Origin of the sequence: Hanamia caeni, from assembly GCF_003721595.1 — a bacterium.
GTDB lineage: Bacteria > Bacteroidota > Bacteroidia > Chitinophagales > Chitinophagaceae > Ginsengibacter > Ginsengibacter caeni.
The window spans coordinates 146,064-168,964 of sequence record NZ_RJJR01000014.1; the positions used below are offsets into that span (position 1 = coordinate 146,064).

The following is a 22,901-nucleotide window of genomic DNA, read 5'->3' on the forward strand; positions in this document are numbered from 1 at the left end:
GAATTTTCACATTAGCTAATCAGCACATCAGCTAATTAGCTAATTAATCATTCACTTCTCAGACTCTCCACAGGATTGGCAATCGCAGCTTTTATGGCCTGGAAGCTAACGGTGATAATTGTTATCATTAATGCAATTAGTCCACCGAGCACAAAAACGCCCATGCCAATATTGATACGATAGTCATAATTCATTAGCCAGTTATGCAAAAAATAAAATGAAATGGGTGCCGCAATCAGGCAACTTATTAAAACCAGCACAATAAAATCTTTGGACAGCAACAGCCAGATTTGGTGTACTGAAGCGCCCAATACCTTGCGGATACCAATTTCTTTCGTACGCTGCTCGGCAACGTAGGCAGCGAGCCCAAACAACCCGAGGCATGAAATAAAAATAGCCAGGGCTGCAAATACACCTGCCAGTTTTTCGATCAATATTTCAAGATTAAATTTCGAAGCATAAGTGGCATCTGAAAAAGAATAGTCATAAGGATAAGCGGGTTCATATTTATTAAAAATGTTCGTAAGTTGTGTAATGGCATCCTGCGTTTTTATATGCGGTGACAGCCTGTATAGCAAGTTGTTCTGTGGATTGGGAGCGCATAAAAACATAGTTGGATCAGCGGCCTTGAACGGCGATATCATCAATGCATCTTTCACAACTCCGGCAATGGTAAGTTCCTTGCCCTGCCAGTTTATCCTTTGCCCGACAGGATTTTTTAAGCGCAGTCTTTTTATTGCCATTTCATTAAATATAACGCTGGTACTATCATACGCATTGGAAAAATCTCTTCCGTTGGAAATGCTCATACCCACCGTTTTAAAATAATCACCAGATACGATGATTGTTCCCATTTCCACCGTTTCGCCAGGGTTTTTGCCCGGCCATTGGTCCACGTCTGAATGCCACCACACGTCTGTAGCAGGGCTTGTTGCGGTGGTGACGGAAGAGACAATTCCTTTTGCCTTTAATTCATTCTTTAGTGCAGTAAAATTCTTTTCCAGGTCAGCATTCATATTGGTTGATAACAACCTGTTTAAGTTATAACCGGTAGGCCTGCTTTTGGCGTATTGAATTTGCCGGTAAATAATAACGGTGCTTATAATTAAAGCAATGGAACAACTGAATTGTACTACCACCAATATTTTTCTTGAGAAAGAAGATTTGCCTGTGTGCACCGAGCCCTTTAAAACTGTCGCGGGATTGAATGACGAAAGATAAAACGCAGGCCGGCTTCCCGCAAGCAAAGCTATTGTTATTAGAGATCCAGCCATTAGCATCCAGAAATACCTATTGGCAAAGGGAATGATGATATTACCTTTAGTTAAGGTATTGAACCAGGGCAGTATTGCCCAGGCGAGCAATACAGCAAAGACAAATGCAATAGACGTGAGCAAAAAGGCTTCCATCAAAAATTGTAGCACGAGGTCTTTTCTTTGCGAACCGATCGATTTTCTGACGCCCACTTCCTTCGCTCTTTTTTCTGAGCGCGCAGTAGTGAGATTAATAAAATTGATACATGCAATGATCAAGACCAACAAGCCAATAATGGAAAACATTTTTACGTACACAAGGAAACCGGCGGTGTCTTTTCCATTCACATAATTCGAATACAAATGCCACCGCGTCATAGGTTGCAGCGTGACATAAGAACTCATGGCGTTGATATTTCCTTTTTCTGTGTGTTCGATATTCCTGATTTTCGGAGCGACTTGTGCATAGGAAATACCTGGTTTCAGTTTTACAAAAATCTGGAGATTGTTATTGCTGAAACTGCTTAGTCCATCAGCTTTTATTGAAGGATTAGTGGTATATACATAAGACGACGGAACCACGTAGTTAAAACTAAAAGTCGCATTTCGGGGCACATCTTTTATAATGCCGGTCACCTTCAAATCATGCGTATTATCAAACCGCACGGTTTTACTCATGGGATCTTCGTTTCCGAAAAGTGATTTTGCCAAAGACTGCGTAAGCACAATGGAATAAGGTTCTTTAAATGCACTGTTTGCATTTCCCTGAAGAAAAGTATATTGAAAAATTTTAAAAATACCTGATCCGGAAATGGCGCCTTTCACATATAATTTCTTTTCACCCACGTTCAATCCATGACTGCCTGTCCAGTCGCTTTCAGCTACATATTCTATTTCGGGAATTTGAGTGCGCAATGCATCGGCTAGTTTTAATGAAGTGGTTTGAAAAGTGAGGGTGTCGCCATTGCTGTCAAAGTTGCGCTGTACGCGATATACCGATTGGTATTCCGGAAGAAACTTATCATACGAATATTGATTATACACCCAAAGTCCAATCAACAAAGCCACCGCCATTCCTATTGCCAGGCCGAAAATATTTAGTGAACTATAACCAATAGTTCTTATGATATTTCTCCAGGCAGTTTTGAAATAATTCTTCAACATTTTTATTTTCGTTTATGAGTGACCGTTATATGATAGCAAACCAATAAATAACCTGAATTCCTATTTTCTTTTTTACTTAAACCCCGTTCTGACCGTCGGTACCGACCGCTGCCATTTCCCATTAGCGCATCAGCACATTAGCTAATCACCACATTAATTACTCACTTCTCAAACTATTTACCGGATTGGCCATTGCTGTTTTTATTGATTGAAAACTTATTGTTATTAATGCAATCATCATTACTAACATTGATGACAGAGCAAACAACCACCAGTTCATCTCGATTCGATATGGAAAGTTTCGAAGCCATCTATTTGCTGTCATGTATGCAAGCGGCGATGCAATGATTAAGGCAAGTACAACCAGCTTTATAAAATCAGCAGAAAGGTTTTTAACAATGCTTCCAACAGAGGCGCCAAGCACTTTGCGTATGCCGATTTCTTTTGTTCTTTTTTCAGCAGACAAAACAGATAAGCCAAACAAGCCGATGCAGGAAATGAAGATGGTTAATATAGCGCTGAATAAGATAACCTGTTTCCATTTTTCAACATCAGCATACTGCATCCGGTTCTCATCATTTTTGAATGTGTATGAATAAGGATTGAAGGGATATAGCTGCTGATATGTTTTTTGTATCCACGCTAAACTTTCAGTTGCTGTGTTGGGTTTTATCTTGATATAATAAGTCCCATACGAGCCATTCATGTTAAATAACTGCGGTGTTATTTTTTTGGTTAATGATGCAAAATGATAATCTTTTACCACACCAATTACACGATATGTTTCATTACTGCTTCCTAAAATGTTTATGGTTTCACCAACCGGGTTTTTCCAGTTTGCCGCTTTTACAAAACTTTCATTCACGATAACAGAATGTGCAGAATCCGTAGGAAATGCTGTTGAAAAATTCCTTCCTGCTACCAATGGAATTTTTAATAAAGGCAAATAATTTTCATCAACAGTTTCATCAGCAAAGTACACGGTAGAACCAACCTTATTTTTTGTACCAGTGCCCCGTTCGCCGGCATTCTTTACACTAACGCCAACAATGTTTGGGTTCTTGAGCAATTCGTTTTTAAAAACAGCAGCATCGGTATGTGTTAGCCCGTTTTTATTTACTATAACAAGATTATTGTCATCATATCCCAAATCTGTTTTAGTTAAAAAATTAAACTGGTCATAAATTATAAATGTGGCAATAATTAAAAACGATGCCAGTGTGAATTGCAATACCACCAAAGATTTTTGCAGGTAATTTTTCCCTGCTATCTGAAAACGACCATATAAAGTTTGCACAGGATTATAGCCCGATAAAACCAATGCAGGATAAAAGCCTGCAAGCAAGCCTGTCATAATATACAAAGCAATATAACCTGCAATCAATTTTACATCGAACAAAAAAGAAATTGATAAAGCTTTATTGGCAAGATTATTAAACAAAGGCAACAACAACTGAGCTAACACAACCGCAAATACAAAAGCAATAGTGCATAAGAAAAAGGATTCGCCGAGAAATTGCGTGATGAGTTGTTTTCTTTCTCCGCCAATCACTTTGCGAATACCAACTTCTTTGGCTCTTCTAACGGAACGTGCAATAGTGAGGTTCACAAAATTGATGCACGCAATTAATAACACAAACAATGCGATGCCCGAAAGTAAATATGAATACATCGGATTGCTTGCGTTAGTGAGACCGTTGTTTACAGGCAGTTCCGTGTTCAAATGCATGTCAAGATACGGTTGCAAAAAATAGGTGCCCATAGAAATATCATCAGGGTTCACACCATCAATTTTCAGCATTTCATAAAAAGTCTGTTTCGCATCTGCAACATAAAACTTTTGCATTTGTTTTTCCACTGTTTGCAGGGCTGCTTTGTCATCCAATACTACAAATGTGTTCAGGAAAGAATTAAACCAGTTATGGGTGTCCTTTGCATCTGCATCAGATTCTTTAAAAGGCAGCAGGGCATCAAATTGTACGGAAGAATTTTGCGGGCAACGTTTTGCAACAGCCGTTACTTTGTAAGGAACAAAGCTGGTATCTTCTTTTAACGTTAATACCTTGCCGACAGCATCAGTTGTAGCAAAATATTTTTTTGCGGCATCTTCGCTCAATACAATTGAATGAGGTTCTGTTAAACAGGTTTGAGGGTTTCCTGATAATAAAGGGAATGTAAGTACAGAAAAGAAATTCGAGTCAACATGCAACACTCCTTGCTCCTGCACTCCGGTTTCCTTTTTTATGTCTTCAGAACCGCCCTGCACACGAACAAAAGATTTTATGCCGGGAACATTTTGGGTAAACCTCGGTCCCTGCAAAAAACCTGTGGTGCCAGATATACCCTCACCCTTTAATTTTCTGGCAACACGGTAAATGTTGTTTACATTTTTATGAAATCTGTCAAAGCTTACTTCGTCTTTTACGTACAACATAATCAACATGGCACAAGCCAGGCCAAGGCTTAAACCAGCAATGTTTATAAAAGAATAAACCTTGTTTCGTGTGAGATTTCGCCATGCGGATTTGAAATAGTTTTCAATCATTTCTATTTTCGTTTATGCATAACTGTTATATGATAGTGAACCAACAAATAACCTGGATTCTTATTTTCTTTTTTACTTAAACCCGCAGCCTGGCCTTGGCCCATTATTACATTACCTAATTATTCCGTTCGCAAGCTCGCCACCGGGTTGGCTATTGCCGCTTTGATTGCCTGGAAACTGACCGTTGCCAAAGCAATAAAGATTACGAGTATTGCTGCGCTGGAAAACATCCACCAACTTAATGAAATCCGGTAGGGGTAATGCTCCAGCCATTTTGCAGCCGCAATCCAGGCGGCAGGAATCGCTACCAGCATGGATACTAACACCAGTATTAAAAAGTCTGAAGACAAGGTGGTGATAATATTGCTGACCGATGCACCTAATACTTTTCTGATCCCAATCTCTTTGGTTCTTTTTTCTGCGGAAAGAACTGATAATCCAAACAATCCGATGCAGGAAATAAAAATCGTGAGGATCGCGCTAAACAACATTATCTGTTTCCATTTTGCTTCAGCTTCATAATTCTTACTGTTTTCATCCTGCTTAAAAGTGTAGGAGTAAGGCGATAACGGAAATAAATTTTTAAATGTTTTTTGAATATAAGCAAGTGAAGAACCGGCGGTTTTCGGGCGTATTTTGATGTTGGCCATTCCAAAACTATTTCCAGGATCCATGGTGAATAATTGCGGGCCGATCTTTTTGCTTAACGCCTCAAAATGATAATCCTTCACTACTCCGATAACGTTGTATTTTTTATTTTTATACCAGAAATTTACTTCCTGTCCCAGCGGATTTTTCCATCCTGCCTGTTTGACAAAAGCCTCGTTTACCAAAACAGAATTTGAAGAGTCAGATGGGAAATCCCGTGAAAAATTTCTTCCGGCAACAAGGGGAATTTTTAATAAAGGCAGGTATGTTTCATCAATTGTTTCATAGGCAAAATCAATAGTTGAATCACCATTTACTTTTGCGCGTGTGCCCCAATAGCCGCCATTCTTGGGGGCTACACCAATAATGTCAGGATCCTTCATTAGCTGCTCTGTGAATAATTTTGCTTCGTCGCGTTTCAGATCTTTATTGACCAATACAAGATTGCTGTCGTCATATCCTAATTTTTCTGTAGTCAAAAAATTAAACTGTAAATAAATAATGATAGTAGCACAAATCAAAAATGAAGCAAGTGCAAATTGAAGCACCACCAAACTTTTCTGTAAATAATTTTTACCGGATAAAGTAAAACGGCTGTAAAGCGTTTGCACCGGATTGAAGCCGGACAAAATTATTGCAGGATAAAAACCGGCAAGCAAACTGGTAACTATAAAAAGAACGATATAAAATGCAATCAGTCTTGCATCAAAAAGATACGAAAGCGCAAGGGCTTTGTTAGAAAGATCGTTGAACACAGGCAGCACCACCTTCACAATGCCCAATGCCATCACAAAAGCAATGAAACATAAAATGAATGATTCGCTAAGAAACTGGATCATCAATTGCTTCCTGTTGCCGCCCACTACTTTTCTGATGCCAATTTCTTTTGCGCGCTTCAATGAACGGGCAACAGTCAGGTTTACAAAATTGATGCAGGCGATTAATAAAATGAATAACGCAATTCCGGAAAGAATGTAAGAATATACAGGATTACTTGCATCTGCAAGGCCTGTGTTCGGCGGAAAATCTTTACTTAAATGCATGGCAGCCATAGGTTGTAGCCCATACTCCGCTTTGCCAAACACCGCTCCGTATTTCTCAGTAATCATCTTTAGCGCTTCTTTGGAATCGCGATCATAAAATTGCTGCATTTGTTTTTTTACTGTCGCAACATTTGCATGTGGATCAAGAACTACAAATGTGTTCAGGAAAAAATTGAACCAGTTTTCCTGCGACTGCATATCATCTGCCGAAGGGCGGAGCGGAAGCAAAATGTTGAATTTAACAGAAGAATTTTGCGGACATCTTTTTGCGACAGCAGTAACAGTGTAAGGAACAAAGGTGCTGTCATTTTTTACCAGGATCGTCTTACCAACCGCATCTGTTGTTCCGAATTGTTTTTTAGCCTCGTCTTCTGAAACTACGATGGAATAAGGATTAGATAAGCATGTTTTTGGATTACCGCTTAACAATGGAAATGAAAAAACTGAAAAAAAAGATGAATCTGCCTTCAGCATATCTTCTGAATTTATATCCGTTCCTTTTTTAATATCAATGCCGCCGCTTTGAATTCTTACAAAAGATTGGATACCCGAAACATTTGCCGTAAATCTTGGTCCCTGAAAATAGCCGGTAATTCCATCCCTGTGTTCAATACCTCCATCTTTATTAAACATCGTAAAAGTGATGCGATAGATATTAGCGATATTTTTCTGGAAGCGATCGTAGCTCACTTCATCTTTCACATACAGAATGATTAGCATGGCTGCAGCAAGTCCAAGGCTTAATCCGGCAATATTGATAAAGGAATACACCTTATTACGCTGCAAATTCCGCCAGGCTATTTTAAAATAGTTTTTGAACATGTGCTCTTAGTTATTAGTTTATTAGTACTGAATCGAAAAAAGTTTTTAATTGAATCTGCATTTATTTTTTTTTGATAATTGCTTTCTGCCAGTAAACCAACAGATAGTTGATATTTCTATTCCCCTCTCATCACTCATAATTCATCACTCATAATTCATCAGTCATCACTCGGCGTCACTCACTTCTCAAACTTTCCACAGGGTTAGCAGTCGCTGCTTTAATAGATTGGAAACTTATCGTACCCAATGTGATTAAAATTGCCGCAAGGCCGGCTGCTATAAATACCCACCATTGAATAGTGATGCGATAAGCGTAATGTTGAAGCCAGGTATGCATCAGCCACCAGCAAAGCGGAACTGCTATCAATAATGCAATTAATACGGGCTTCACAAATTCTTTACTCACCATGGCCAATATCTTGCTGACAGAGGCGCCCAATACTTTCCGTACTCCGATTTCTTTTACGCGTTGCCTTATCACTATTGATGCTATTCCAAATAAGCCCATGCAGGAAAGAATAATAGCAATGGTGGCTGCAATGGTAAACAGGGTTGCCATCATATGTTCTTCTTTATACAAGCGGTCTATATTTTCGTTTACATATGATCCGTTAAATACTACGCCGGGTTCGATGCCTGCATATACTTTCTTAACCATATCCATTGTAGCAACAGGATTGGAAGTGGCCACCCTGATAAATGCATAACCCATCCGGTTGCCATGGTTTAAATAAATGACTACAGGTTTTTGCTGAGCACCCAATGATTTAATTTGAATGTCTGGTATAACGCCCACAATTTTTATTGGCGGCTGGGTGCTATCGGCATAATAAGTAAATCCTGCCACTTCTTTCTTCCCGAATTGAGCTGCGTAGCTTTCTGTTGCTATTACCTGGGCGCTGGTATCTGCAGCGTATTCCATAGAAAAATCACGGCCTGCAACAGGGCTGATGCTTAACGTTTTTAAATAATCAAATCCCACATTAATAAACTGGCCACAAATATTTTTGTCGCCGTAGGTAAAGCAAATTACAGAGGTAGTAGTAGTGCGGTCTTCGCCTACACCAAGGTTTACATCGCTGCCTGTAACAGAAATAACGGAGGATTGAGAAGAAAGCTGATTGCGAAGCTGCGATACGATTTGCTTTCCTTTATCATCATTTTTTAAAGGAATGCTTATAATAGATTGCGTATTATAGCCCAGTGGCGCTGATCGCAGATAATCAAACTGTTGAAAAATGATAACCGTGCTGCACAGCAGTATAATAGCTATTGCAAATTGGGTTACTATTAACGCATTTCTTAATGCCCCCGGTTTTTTTACCGTGATCTTTCCCTTCAGTATTTCCACTGTTTTGAGTTTTGACATCACTGAAGAAGGATAGCCCGATGCGATAAAGGAAACGATAAGAATCAAGGCGACCAGGACAAATATCAATGAAGGTTCTGATAAAGCGTCTGTTGTCATTTTCGCATTGAATACCTGGTTGAAGCCCCCGATAAGCATACTCACCACGCCAATTGCCATCAGCATTGAAATCAGCACCATAAAAAAGCTTTCACCCCATACCTGCAGCCAAATTTGTTTTTTGCCTGCGCCAAGACATTTTCGGATGCCGATTTCCTTAGTGCGGGTGAATGACAAACCAATATTAAGATTTACGAAATTGAAAGAAGCGATTAATATAATAACCCCACAGATAAGCATAAGAACATACAAAAATGGCTTGCTTACCGTGCCGCCGCTTCCTAATTGCGGATTAAAATGTTCTTCTGAAAAAGGGAGAAGCCGGAGACTGTAGTAATCGCCATTATTATCTGGCCTGTATCCGTCTTTTTGCGCCTGCGCCGGATCAGTTGGCGTGTATTTATTTACAAAACTTCTTAACCGCCTTTCAAGTTGCTGACGTGAAGTTGCATCGGCCAATTCCACATACACCGGGTGGTTGCGGCTATCCCAAAAGTTTCGCAATTGCGGATACTGAGGAAATAATTCTGTTCTTGCCAGCAGTGAAAACTGTATAGTGGAGTTTTCCGGAAAATCTTTTACCACCGCGCTAACTACCAGTTTATACCAGTTTCCATCAAGCTTTACTTCTATTGATTTCCCTATCGGATCTTCATTGCCAAATAATTTTTCTGAAGTAGTTTTTGTAAGCACTGTATTGCTTACGCTTCCTAAAGGATTCGTCGCATTGCCCTGTATGACAGGGAAAGTAAACATTTTTAAAAAATCCGGATCCACAAGCGTGGTGGGCATATCCAATGTTTTATCCTGGTAGCGGACAAGGCGCCCGGAGGGCAGAATGCTTGTTGTGCGGGCAATGCCCATATCCTCTGCTTTCAATGCTGCTGTAAGCGGATAGGGCATAGAAGTGCCGGTTTCCTCGCCATTCGGCCCAATCTGGTAATTATAAATTTTGTAAATTTTGTTCTTGTTCAATTGGAAACTGTCATAAGTAAAGTGGCGGTAGAGCATGAGGCTAATGAAGATGCTGCAGGAAAAAGCAACCGTCATTCCTAAAATATTAATAAAAGCATGCAACTTGTTTTTGCGCATGTTCCGAAAAGCGAGTAGAAAATAATTTCTAAACATACCTGTTCTTTTATTTTTACCAGTAAACGGACAAATAATTGTGTTTTTTATTTAAATAAAAACCTGGCCTTACTCTCTTTTTGTAAAAAAACCAAGCCATGTATTTTGATATTCATTTTCAATGAATTAGAATTCTAAATAAAATGAAAGTGTACGGTTTTGATACACCCGGTGTTTCATTGTGATACATTCTTCTGTGGCTGTTTTGTTTCAAAATTCCGGTGGCAGATTGCCATCATTTTGCAAAAAAGAAATGAAAAGGGAAGGCAGGCTTTGGATTGCCCGTCGCCGGTTCAAAAAAAATAAGACGCCTATTGTTTGCGCCTTATTTACTTTCAAAAACCCCCAAATCTTAAATCAAAAAAAATCGACTGTAGTTAGTTTTGTTTCTGCTTCGCCTGTTATTCGGTTCGCAAGCTGTTCACAGGGTTGGACCTGGCGGCTTTTATGGCCTGGTAACTTACCGTAAGCAATGTTATTATTAAGGCGCCCAGGCCGGCAAAAATGAAAACCCAGATTGAGATATTGGTTCTGTAAGTATATTGCTGCAACCAGCTATGTAAATAATACCATGCAAGCGGGATTGCGATAAAACAGGAAATAAATACCAGCAAGGCAAATTCTTTGGAAAGCATCCGCCAGAGATTGTATACCGACGCGCCTAAGACCTTTCGTACGCCAATTTCTTTTTTGCGCTGTTCAGCCACAAATGAAGCCAAACCAAACAATCCGAGGCACGAAATAAAAGTGGCTAAAATAGTGAAGAACGTGGCCAGTTTGCCCAGGCGCTGCTGGTCGTCAAATTTTTTCGCATACACCTCATCATTAAATTTAAAATCGAACGGAGCGCCGGGATTATATTTTTTAAATACGGCTTCAATTTTATTTAACGCATCTGCTACAGGAACCGCTTTTTTGATGGCTACCGTTACAATGCCTACATTCTCCGGATTGCACATGAAAATCGTGGGCGTTACGGGCTTGTATGGCGATTCCATAATCATATCTTTTACTACGCCTACCACATGATATTTTTTATCATTGAAAGTGATAGTCTGGCCGACGATATCTTTCTTCATTCCTACCAGCTTTACGGCCGCTTCGTTCAGTATCATGGCCGTGCTGTCGGTAATAAAATCTTTTGAAAAATCCCGTCCTTCTTTTATTTGCCACCCAATGGTTTTTCCAAAATCGGTGGTAACCCAAATAGTTCCAAATGCCGGCAGCGTGCTGGGATCTTTTCCCTGCCAGTCAAACCCAATCTGGTTCGAATACACTGCAGTAGTCGGGCTTGAAGATTCCGCCATATTATCCACAGCGCCGGTAGCAAGCAGATCGCTGCGAAGTGCATCATAATGGCCATATAAATCAGGCGTAGACATATCAACAGAAATCAGTCCTTCTGACCTGTAATTTACAGGCCTGTTTTTCGCAAATTGAATTTGCTTAAACACGATGATGGTGCCGATAATCAATGCGATGGAAAACGTGAATTGCACTATGACCAAAATTTTCCGGGGAAGCGAAGCAAACTTCCCCACACGAAAGGTTCCTTTCAACACTTTTATCGGGTCAAATTTTGAAAGATAAAATGCGGGGTAGCTGCCGGAAATAATTCCGGTGATGAATGTAAAAGCCAATGCCAGCAGCCAAAAAACCGGATCCAGCCAGGGCAAGCCGATAGCTTTGTCGGATAGCTTATTGAATAAGGGCAATAATAAAAGCGCCAGTAATATGGAAAACAGGAATGAAATAAAAGCTATCAGCACAGATTCGCTCAGGAACTGCCCGATCAGTTGGCTGCGCACTGAGCCAACGGTTTTGCGGATGCCAACTTCCTTGGCTCTTTTTTCGCTGCGCGCGGTAGAAAGGTTCATGAAATTGATGCAGGCGAGAAGAAGAACAAATACACCAATAATTGAAAAAAGCCAGATAAACTGAATGCGTCCGCCAGAAGATTTTCCATTGCTAAAATCGCTGTATAATCTCCAGCTATCCATAGGAAATAATAAGGCCTGTTCCTTTCCCTCTGTGGCTGCAGATTTATGCGCCATCACTACATTTTTTATTTTTTCTGTTTCTTTGCCCATATCAACATTATCGGCCACCTGCACATAAGCCTGGAACGAATGATTGTTCCATTGGGTAGCAGCATTTTTGAGCCATTCTTGTGTAGTGACGTATTTTTTCCACGACAAAAAATATTTCGCATCATATAAGGAGGTGTTGCGGGGCAAGTCTTCAAAAATGCCTGCTACTTTATAGCTTTCCTTATTGTCGAGCTTTATCATTTTATTCAGTGCATTGTCATTGCCGAATAAAATTTTTGCGAGTGTTTCGCTTAATAAAATAGAGGAAGGATCGTTTAAAGCATTGATGTTGCCCTGCTGCATTTTTAACGAAAACATTTTTGGAAAGTTAGCTTCCACCCACATGCCCTGTTCTGAAATTTTCTTTTCGCCCACGGCAAGGATGTGACCGAAATTCCACGAGGCCATTGCAACATTTTTGAAATCGCTTCCATATTTGCTGCGCAATTCATTGCCGATGGGCATACAAACTGCCTCGCCGGTTTCCATTGATCCATCGTTATCAATAAAGGTGGTCATCACCTGGGCAAGCTGGTGATGGTTTTTATGATAATGGTTATAAGAAAGTTCATCTTTTATCCAAAATGCAATCAGCATTGCCACCGCCATGCCCGTGGCAAGGCCTAAAATATTAATGAGCGAATACACTTTGTTTTGAACAAGATTCCGCCAGCCGATTCTGAAATAGCTTTTCAGCATAAGAGTTTTTTAATGAACAGTAAAGGAAGAAATAACTTGAATTTTTATTTTCAAAAATGCTTAATCAATTCTGCTGATGTGTGTATCGCCAATGGTTAATCCCTTTTCCACAGAAGCTTTTCCTTTGTATTTTACATTGGCGTCGCCAAAAGCAGTAAGCCTGATAGCCTCGTCGGAATTGATACGAAAAGTGGATTCGCCATAGGCTGTAATTTTAGTGGTTTTATTATCAATTCCCAGCGCATTTATTTTGCTTTCGCCATATGCCGTATAGCGCTGGTCGCGAATGCTTCCTGATTTAATATCCACTTCAGTTTCTCCATATAAAACAGCCTGGAGCTCGTTAAAAGCTACCTTTTCAAAAATCACATGCGATTCACCATATACCGTTAATTTAAATTTATCAGCTTCCACCGGACTTTTCAACAACTGCGTTTCTTCTCCGCGGATAGAAAGGCTGTTCAGCATTTTGTACACCACGGTAGCAGTAACGACGGTGCCTTTGTAAAGTGATTCTTTTTCTTTGCGGCCATCTTCATAAGTGGTTTTATTTTTTGGAAAATCTTTTTGCCCGTCAAGATAAATGCGAAGCGTATTGTCGTTTACCTCGATGTGGATTTTGTCGGGGCTCACAGTTGATTTTTCTACCGTAACACTTTCCTTGTTTCCTTCCACAAAAGTGACCTGTATGTTTGGGCTGATGATCACTTTGGTAAAAGGCGCAACGGAAGTGGCGGTTTGAGCCTGGGATGCTTGTGCTGCAAGAATTACGAGGCCTGCCATGAAGATTTTTAAAGTGCTGAATTTCATTTTGAAAAAGTTTTTGTTTTTGAATTTTGTTGAAATCATTTTTTGCTTACAAAAAATGCTGATTTCATTGCAACGTTTGCCTGCAGCAAAAAGTTACAAGCCAAATGTCCTTTGCTTTATTTTTTACCATTGCATTCATGACTTTTACAGTAAACCAACAAATAATCTGAATTTTCATTTCCGATTTTCATATTTTCTCATTAGCAAATTAGCTAATCAGCTAATCATCACATTAGCTAATCATTCGCTGCGCAAACTATCCACGGGGTTTGCCGTAGCTGCCTTGATGGCCTGGAAGCTAATCGTAGCAAGGGCCACAACCGCTGCGAGCAATGCGGCAATTAAGAACACCCACCATTGTATCGGCACCCGGTAGGCGAAGCCCTGCAGCCATTGGGAGATGGCATACCACGCTATCGGAAATGCGATAATGGTTGCTATCAAAACAAGCTTTAAAAAATCTTTTGACAGTAAGGCTACTATGGAACTTACTTTTGCGCCCAAAATTTTTCTAACACCAATCTCCTTTACTCTTTGTGTAATTTCAAAAGCGGATAAGCCAAATAATCCCAGGCACGCAATCATAATTGCGATAAAGGCAAAGGTTGTAAAAAGTGTTTCCTGCCTTTGTTCGCTTTGATAAAGCTTGTTGTAATTATCATCGAGGAAGGTAAATTGATAAGGAAATTCAGGAAGATATTTTTTCCATACTTTTTCTACAGATGCCAACGCTTCCTGTTGATTATCGCCAGCCAGTTTTATTGAGAGATTGTTGAATGCCATATTTTGTGTTGCAGGAGGGTTCAGCAAAATCATCGGAACAATTTCATGTTGCAATGATTCAAAATGAAAATCTGCCATTACGCCTATTACTTTTCCCTTCGCTCCTCCGTACGCAAAATTCTTTCCAATAGCTTCCTGTGGCGACTTCCAGCCTATGGCTTTTACTGCTGACTCGTTTAAAATGAAATTGGAAGTATCCATGCTAAATGACCGCGAAAAATTTCTTCCGGCAACTATATGAATTCCATAGGTTGGTACAAAATCATAATCCGCAGACACGAATTTAATATCTGCAGTCACCGGCTGCATAGAATCGCCCACCATTGTTGAGGCCCCGCTTGCATCGAGCAACCTGCCTGTTGGAATGCGCGAGGAACGGCAAACTTCGCTGATATTGTGGTTTTGCAACAAATCGTTTCTGAAAGCATCATAGCTTGTTTTTACAGAATTATAATAGGGCAGCGTAATTATATGCTCTTTGTTATAGCCCAACGAAGCGTGCTGCATAAAGCGCAATTGCTGAAACACAATAATTGTGGTGATGATGAGCACAATAGAAATGGTGAACTGCGCTATCACCAACACTTTTCGGAATGACATATTTCCTCCGGCTGATTTAAACAATCCTTTCAGTGTTTTTACCGGTTGAAATGAAGACATGAAAAGAGCAGGGTAGATGCCGGATAACAATCCAACTACGAATGGCGTAATGAACAGTGGCACAAGAATCTGCCATTTCAACAAAATGCTTATAGAAAGCTGTTGCGCTGTGACTTTGTTGAGCCAGGGCAAAGTAAAATACAGAAATAGAAAGGCAAGAAAGATAGCAATCCATGTGATAATAACTGATTCGCTCAGGAACTGGAAAATCAATTCTTTTTTGCGTGCGCCCACTACTTTGCGGATACCAATTTCTTTTGCCCGCAACGCAGACCGGGCGGTGGAGAGGTTCATATAATTAATGCACGCTATCAGCAGGATAAATAAAGCGATAGCAGAAAAAATGTATACCCTCGTGATGTCGCCGTTTGCTTCAGCTTCATAATCGGTGTGAGAATACAAATGAATATCTGTAAGCTTCTGCAGGTCAAGCTTTGTAAATTTTGATGGTTGATTGGGGCCATATTGTCCGGTCATTCTTTTATCAAGAAAATCCGGAAATCGCGCTATCATCTTTTGCGGATCATAATGTTCGGGTAGTTCAATAAAAGTAAAAAATGAATTATTGCCCCAGTTTGTGCGGAGTTTTTCTGCCCCGTAAATAGTAGAATCATTTAGCGTGCTGAAAGAAAGCAGCACCTGCGGGTGCATAAAGGAATTTTCAGGGAAGCCCGCAAAAATGCCAGTCACTTTTACGTCAAACTGGTTGTTAACCCTTATCATTTTGTTCATCGGATCTTCATTGCCAAAATATTTTTCAGCTACGTCTTTGGTAAGCATAACACTATAAGGATCCGCCAGGGCCGTTGCAGGATTTCCCTCCAGAACTTTCAATGTAAAAACTTTGAAAAGATTGCTGTCTGCTGCATATACATTTGTTTCAGCAATAATTTTATCATCGTATTTAAATGGAATGGTGCCGATATTCAGCAGTCGCGTCATCTTTTTTATCTCCGGAAAATCTGTCGGAAAATAATATCCGAATGGGGGAGACACGGTGCTCAGCTTTAAGGAAACTACGCCTTCTGAATTATTAAAGCTTCGTGTAACGCGGTAAATGTTTTCAGCATTTTTATTATACCGGTCATAGCTCAATTCATTAATTACATAGGTGGTAATCAGCAGGCAACAGGTAAGACCGATAGTAAGCCCGAAGATATTGATGAATGAAATAAACTTATACTTCCGCAGATTTCTGAAGGCAATCTTTATATAATTCTTAATCATGACAAAAAATTGAAAGTGGCCAATCGAACATATCAATGTTCTTCCTTAACCAAGAAATTTAATGCCATGTATTTTCCTGTTAATTTTCAGTCATTTATGGAATGAGAAAAACAATAACTGTCCGGTTTTGATACAGTTAGTGTATTAATCTGATACAAAAATCTTTCAGATATCGTAAAATCAACCAGGATTATTTATCACTTCCTTCAGTCCGCTTTCATAACTGGTGGGCATAAGTGAAAATCTTTTTTCAAATTTGGAGCTGTCAAAAAAATAGTCGCGGTCATTTTGATATTGCATTTCTTTCAGTTCTTTCATCATCCCTGAAAAAAAGCTCATCAAGCCGATTATAGTTTTTGAGAGGACAAAATAGTTTGGCTTCGCTCCATATTTTTCTGCAATGAAGTGGATAAAATCTTTTCCTGTCCATTTTTGTGACGAGGTAGGCAAATGCCATGTTTGGTTGTAAGCATCCTCAGTGTTTCCGAGCAGGGCCACTGCTTTTGCCGCATCAGGCGTGTAAGTGAAGGAATGAATAAAAGAAGCGCTTGATTGCCACATCGCTTTTTGCTTCTTTTTATATTTGTCGATTACGAGCAGATTTAGAAAACCTGTTTTTACATCCGGGCCATAAAAATCTGCACTGCGTGCTACGAGCGCTTTTAATCCCCTGGTTTTAATGGCGTCGAAAATCATTTCCAACAACGCGGCGCGCACTTTACCTTTTTCAGACCGGGGAGCAATACGCGAATTTTCAGTCATGTGTGGCATTTCATCCGGCGCATACGCATACACGTTGTCGAAAAAGACAAGCCGTGCCTGGTGATGAATACAGGCGTCAATTGTGTTTTGCATGATAGCAGGCCAATCTTTTTGCCATATTTTTATTTTGTATTCCAGGCCTGCAGTCAGGTAAACAATATCTGAACCTTTTACAGCCTCATCTACCTTTTGCTTATCAGTAAGGTTTGCTTTAAAAAGCTCATCCTGTTCATTTACTTTTTTAGGATTCCGGGAAACAAGCCTTATCCTGTCGGTATATTTTTTTAGTTCTTTCGCAAGCGGAATTCCGATTGCGCCGCCGGAACCAAGAATGGTTTGCATAAAATAAGTGGTTTAATTAAATAATTTTGTTTTCTGATTAAGCGTTTTCATCATCCACACATCACAACCAGTGTGCCCGCTGTTGCCTAAAGGTTGAGGGATATATTTGAAACCGTTTTTTTTGTACATCTCAATGGCGTTGGATAATTCAGGCATCGTTTCAATATACATTTTTAAAAACCCATTTTTCAATGCCTCCTGAATGCATTTGTCCAAAAGCGTTTGTCCATAACCGTTACCCCTGAACTTATTCGCGACATACATTTTTACCAGTTCGCAGGTATCCGGCGGCAATCCTTCTGTAGGGAAAATTCCGGCTCCGCCTGCAATTTCATTATTGGTTTCAATCACAAAATAGGCAGACCGTTTTTCGGAAAACAAATCGCTGAGATGGTCGGTGCTTTCATCAAAATAAACGGTTCCTTTTTTTACCGCATTAAATTCTTCGAGGGAATTGCGGATAATTTTTGCAAGGGCAGCATTATCGGCAGCCGCGATTCTTCTTATTTGCATATTTTTTGTTTTTTACAAACGGCGATAAAATTAGCTATAAAATACCTTGCAGAAGTAGGAGTGATTTTTTGTGTTTGGGGTAAGGCTTTATTTTCCATGTAAAACTTTTCAATTTGCGACTTATCACCAAACACAAGGTTACGCACATTTGAATGCAACCCGTCGGCTCCTACCACCAAATCAAAATCGGCTATTCTTCCGTTGCGAAATGTTACCGTTGTTTTGGCGGCGGAGGTGTCACCTTTCAGTAAACCAACAAATAATGTTTTTTCTTATTTCACACGGTTGCTATTCAACATTTTTTTGAATTCTGAAACTATTCAATATCTTCCCAAAATAATCACAAATAACTTTCGTTACTGCTTTATGAAATTTTTTTTTGTATTCATGGCATTGCTGACCATCGCCTGTTCTCTCTCAGCACAAACAAACACCGATGATGAGAAAAACGTGGTAATCACTAATTCTGTAAGGGAATTTTCTTTTGTAAAAGGCAATACCGCCCATCCTGTGCAGATTAAAGAAGAAAGCCAACGCTCGTATACCTGCAATAATTATCGCACTGAAGTGCCCATTGTTGAATTTTACAACGACGTGGTTTCGGTGGATGATGTGGATATAAAAACAGAGGGGTTAAAGAAAAATGGTATTAAACCCAATTATGAATATTATGATGTAGACGGTACTTTTTATTCTGATGCGCATGTGTGCTATTTCAAATTACCGATTCTAAAAAAAGGAAGTACCTCGGAAGTTACTTTTAAAAAGACAACACTTGATCCGCGCTATTTTTCCACTGTTTATTTTATGAGCGGGCAGCCGATTGCAGCGCAGCAAATAAAATTAAAAGTTCCTTCGTGGATGCAAATAGAAATTAAAGAACTCAATTTTAAGAATTACCAAATCACAAAAAATATTTCTACGGATGGTGGCGCTACTGTTTATACCTACAACATGAAAAATATGCCTGCTGCGAGTAACGAAAATGACGCTCCTGGCCCCGGTTATTATATGCCTCATATTTTAGTATTGTGTAAGTCGGCAAAACCCGCAGATGTAAAATATAATTATTTTAATACGGTGAGCGACCAGTATGCCTGGTACAGAAGCCTCGTTCAGCAAATCGGCGACGACAATGCTATTATTAAAGCAACGACAGATGAGATCATCAAAGGCGCCGCAACAGACGAGCAAAAAGTGAAGGCAATTTTTCAGTGGGTGCAGGACAACATCCGGTATATTGCTTTTGAAAACGGGATAGCAGGTTTTAAGCCGGAGAAGGCGCAGGAAGTATTGAGGAAAAAATATGGCGACTGCAAAGGCATGGCCAATTTACTAACAGAAATGTTGCGCTCCATAAACCTTGACGCAAGAAGATGCTGGATTGGCACGAAACATATCGCCTACGATTACAGCACGCCTTGCCTTGCTGTTGACAATCACATGATTTGTGCGTGGATAAAAGATGGCAAACCTGTTTATTTGGACGCTACTGAAAAATATATTGGTTTTGGAGAAATTGCTGAAAGAATTCAAGGCCGCCAGACTTTAATAGAAAACGGCGACAGTTATTTATTAGAAAGAGTGCCGGTAGAAAAAGCCACGCAAAATACATCTACTGAATACAGGAAATTTTCAGTAGATGGAAACAATCTTAAAGGCCACGTAAGTCAGGTGTGGAAAGGTGAAAATAAAGAATGGATGCTTACCGTGCTGAATAAAATTAAAGACCAAAAAAGGGAAGAAGCATTGAAGCAGTTTCTTTCAGAAGGGAATCCGAAATTTGAAATCAGCAATTTGAAAATTGATAATCTTTCAAACTATAATGCCGATTTGAAAGTGGAATACGATGTGGTTTGGAAAGATGTACTTTCTGTGTTTGATAAGGAAACTTATGTTTCTGTTGACAACCGGCGACATTTTGAAAGCGCAACCATTGATACTTTGAAAAGGAAACTGCCTTACTGGTTTGATTTTAAAGATGACAAAGTTTTTGAGACTGAAATCGCCATTCCAAAAGGCAAAACGATAACGGATTTACCTAAAAATATAGCTGTTAAAAATACCGGTTATAATTTTTTGGCATCGTATAATATAGAAGGCGACAAACTGGTTTATAAAAATGAAATTTTATTGAACAATACCGATTTGCAGCCTGAAAATTTTTCAAGATGGAATAAAGATATTAAGCAGCTTACTGATTTTTATAACCAGCAAATTGTATTTACTCAAAACTAAACTCAATGAAATATAATTTTATTTATGTGGCAGCGCTTTTGCTCGCAGGCGTTACTAACGTTAATGCACAAACGAAAGACGAAGCCCGGTACCGTAAACAATCTGAAGAAATTCGCAAAGACGTGTGGGGCTGGAATCTGCCGCAGTTTAATGTAAGAAATATTCCCGCAGAATACAGTAAGGCTTCAAAAGTAATTATTGCCTCACGCACTGAATTAACAGCAGAAAGCAAAACGAAACTGGCCTATTACGGTTTGGCCTTTGGAACCAATAAAGAGCAAAAATTAACTGAGATAGTTCGCGAGATGGTGAAGCTAAATGATAAAACGGCCGTTGATGAATATTCACAATTAAGTTTTACTCAATTTGAAAAAGAAAGCGGTTTTTATCACCCCGATAAATCTACTTCTTATTTAGGAGCGCGGGTTATAAAGCCTGATGGAAAGATAGAAGAAATAGATGCGGATGATATTGTTTTGACGCAGGATGAATCTTTGGAAAAGAAAGCAAAAGTGGCGATTCCAAACCTGCAGCCGGGCGATATTCTCGATTATTTTATCGCAACCGCACAATCATTAACGAATGATAACTCCATAAAACCCTACCAGGTGATCCTTTTTTCTGATGCGCCGGTTTTAAATCTTTCTTTTCATGCGCAATTAGGAAAGAAGTATGGCATTCAATACCGCAGCTACAATGGCGCTCCGGATATGAAAGTGAGTAAAAATGATGAAGATGATATTATTGCAGATGTGGTAAAAACCAACATTCCTCCTTTTGAAACTTCGCTTTGGGTGGCAGCGGCGCGGCAATTGCCTTTTATCCGCATGAACATTTCGCTGGGAGCAGGAGGGGCCAACTATTTTCATGACAAAATTAAACCGGGTTCAATTTCAAAGAACTCAGATCCGGACGATTTTATCCAGGGAAAAGTTCAGGAACTTTCCACCGCTACCTACGGTGTTTTAATCGCCAAAGACGGCAAGAAAGAATACCGCCATATTGAAAACGAAGCAAAAAGAATGGCCAAACAATGCAATGTGGAGTATAAAAATTTGAATGATGAAGAAAAAGCAATCTGGCTCTTTTACACAATCAGGTTTACTCAATTATTAAACTTCGACATTAACCAACTGTCGAAAACAATCCATATCGGGAATTATAGTTTTAATCATGTGGCTTTTCCAATTTATGCTACTTTTAAATCAGCGGGACTTGAACCTGGCGTGTTAATAAGCAGCGACCGTACGGGATTCCGGCTGAAGGAAATCCTGAGCAAAGATGATCTTCTCCTCACGACATTTATTCCGGGGTCACAAAAATTTTTCTCTTTTCAATCGGTGTATGATCTGCCGCTTAGCACACCATCCGATATTGAAGGACTGAAGGATGTAAGATCTTTTATTTACAATCCCAGGTCAAAGCCAAAAGCTGATAATGGCCAGGAAGTAAAGGCAAGCACTTCCGATAAAAATGCACACATCGAAAATCTTCAGTTGTCGCTAACTCCTGATAAAAATAATCTTACTGTTCATCGCTCTACAACTTTAAAAGGATTTTATAAAATGGATGCTCAAAGAGCTTTGATTTTGTATGAAGATTATTATGAAGAAGAAAGAAAATCTTTTCACGAAGAAAAATCTTTAATTGAATCGCTGGAAGATGGCAAACGATCAGCAAAAAGTGTGGATGAAGTAAAAAATGCATTTAAGGAAGCCCGTAACAAGCAAAAAGATCAATTTGTGAGTGAGGCAAAAGAATGGTTTAACCAGGATGTTAGCGATTTAAAAGATTATAAAACCGACACGCTTGGCGTAAGAATTTCAGCGCCAAATTTTGTGTATAGTTCTAGTTTCAATTTAAATGGTCTTGTGAAAAAGGCGGGTAATAATATTATTGTTGAAATTGGTAAAATTGAGGGCGAGCCATTAATAATTAAACCGGAGCAACGCAAACGCGATATTGATATGTATGCGCCTTTTGCCAGGAGTATAGAATATAATATTGAATTCCAAATCCCCGATGGCTATACGGTTCAGGGCATTGAAGCGCTGAATAAAAATGTTACCAATGAAACTGGTTTTTTTATTGCTGAAGCAACTACTTCCGGAAAGACTGTTACGATAAAAGTAAAAAAGCATTACCTGCATAATTATGAGCCTTCAAAAAACTGGGATAAGCTTATTGAATTTACAGATGCCGCCGGTGATTGGGCCAATAGTAAATTGTTGTTGAAAAAAAGCTGAATCTATTTTTTGGAAAACGAAATTGCGTTTTTGGGGCGTTCTTATTTTCGTTTATGCATAACTGTTAGTAAACAAACAAATAAGAAGGATTGTTATTTATATGCAAGCCTATAAGATAGGTAAAGAATGTCTTTTTGGTGAGACTAACACTTGAAAAAGAAAGTCAAGTTTATTAATAAAATGATGAAAGTTGGATTTAAAAAAATATCACTCCTTTGGGTTTTTAAAATACTTTTCTGCAAAGGCTATAATAATTGCATCCGTTCCGGATTGTTATTACCCTGAAAGAATGAGATTATTGTAGAAAGAAATAATTGCATTAAAAATCATGCTTTTTTTTCCGGATTATTTTTAAGCCGCTGAGAGGCTGAAATTATTATAGGAACAAATAAATGGTAAATGAAAATCCGCCACAGGGCGGATGATATAAAAAGGCATACGATGTAGAAGTTATTATTAT

The 22,901-nt window shown here is 39.3% G+C and carries 11 protein-coding genes; 2 read left to right on the forward strand and 9 right to left on the reverse strand.

The window, feature by feature from the left end; translation table 11 throughout:
* Positions 1 to 47 precede the first annotated feature (47 nt).
* From EFY79_RS16465 to EFY79_RS16505, 9 genes are all read right to left on the reverse strand, one after another.
* Complete coding sequence (locus tag EFY79_RS16465; protein WP_123121823.1) at positions 48 to 2,417, reverse strand: ABC transporter permease; 2,370 nt, start codon at positions 2,415 to 2,417, stop codon at positions 48 to 50.
* 157 nt (positions 2,418 to 2,574) lie between these two features.
* Entirely contained in the window at positions 2,575 to 4,962 is a 2,388-nt protein-coding gene (locus tag EFY79_RS16470; protein WP_123121824.1) for an ABC transporter permease, read from the reverse strand.
* A gap of 119 nt (positions 4,963 to 5,081) precedes the next feature.
* Positions 5,082 to 7,439, reverse strand: a complete 2,358-nt coding sequence (locus tag EFY79_RS16475; RefSeq protein ID WP_233578040.1) for an ABC transporter permease — start codon at positions 7,437 to 7,439, stop codon at positions 5,082 to 5,084.
* 211 nt (positions 7,440 to 7,650) lie between these two features.
* Positions 7,651 to 10,071, reverse strand: a complete 2,421-nt coding sequence (locus tag EFY79_RS16480; RefSeq protein WP_123121826.1) for an FtsX-like permease family protein — start codon at positions 10,069 to 10,071, stop codon at positions 7,651 to 7,653.
* 401 nt (positions 10,072 to 10,472) lie between these two features.
* The gene (locus tag EFY79_RS16485) at positions 10,473 to 12,860 is read right to left on the reverse strand and encodes an ABC transporter permease (protein ID WP_123121827.1); all 2,388 of its coding nucleotides are present in this window, start codon (positions 12,858 to 12,860) and stop codon (positions 10,473 to 10,475) included.
* Positions 12,861 to 12,920: 60 nt separating this feature from the next.
* Positions 12,921 to 13,670, reverse strand: a complete 750-nt coding sequence (locus EFY79_RS16490) for a head GIN domain-containing protein (RefSeq protein ID WP_158605231.1) — start codon at positions 13,668 to 13,670, stop codon at positions 12,921 to 12,923.
* Between the two features lie 240 nt (positions 13,671 to 13,910).
* Positions 13,911 to 16,340: an ABC transporter permease gene (locus EFY79_RS16495; protein WP_123121829.1), complete on the reverse strand. Its 2,430-nt coding sequence runs from the start codon at positions 16,338 to 16,340 to the stop codon at positions 13,911 to 13,913.
* Between the two features lie 180 nt (positions 16,341 to 16,520).
* Positions 16,521 to 17,444, reverse strand: coding sequence for an NAD-dependent epimerase/dehydratase family protein (locus EFY79_RS16500; RefSeq protein ID WP_123121830.1), 924 nt, complete (start codon positions 17,442 to 17,444; stop codon positions 16,521 to 16,523).
* A 12-nt stretch (positions 17,445 to 17,456) separates the two neighbouring features.
* Positions 17,457 to 17,957: a GNAT family N-acetyltransferase gene (locus EFY79_RS16505; RefSeq protein WP_123121831.1), complete on the reverse strand. Its 501-nt coding sequence runs from the start codon at positions 17,955 to 17,957 to the stop codon at positions 17,457 to 17,459.
* Between the two features lie 366 nt (positions 17,958 to 18,323).
* Between EFY79_RS16505 and EFY79_RS16515 the strand changes: the two genes are divergently transcribed.
* Together EFY79_RS16515 and EFY79_RS16520 are read left to right on the forward strand one after the other, a co-directional pair.
* Positions 18,324 to 20,195: a transglutaminase domain-containing protein gene (locus EFY79_RS16515; RefSeq protein ID WP_148041950.1), complete on the forward strand. Its 1,872-nt coding sequence runs from the start codon at positions 18,324 to 18,326 to the stop codon at positions 20,193 to 20,195.
* Between the two features lie 5 nt (positions 20,196 to 20,200).
* Complete coding sequence (locus tag EFY79_RS16520) at positions 20,201 to 22,441, forward strand: DUF3857 domain-containing protein (RefSeq protein ID WP_123121834.1); 2,241 nt, start codon at positions 20,201 to 20,203, stop codon at positions 22,439 to 22,441.
* The last annotated feature ends 460 nt before the right edge of the window (positions 22,442 to 22,901 follow it).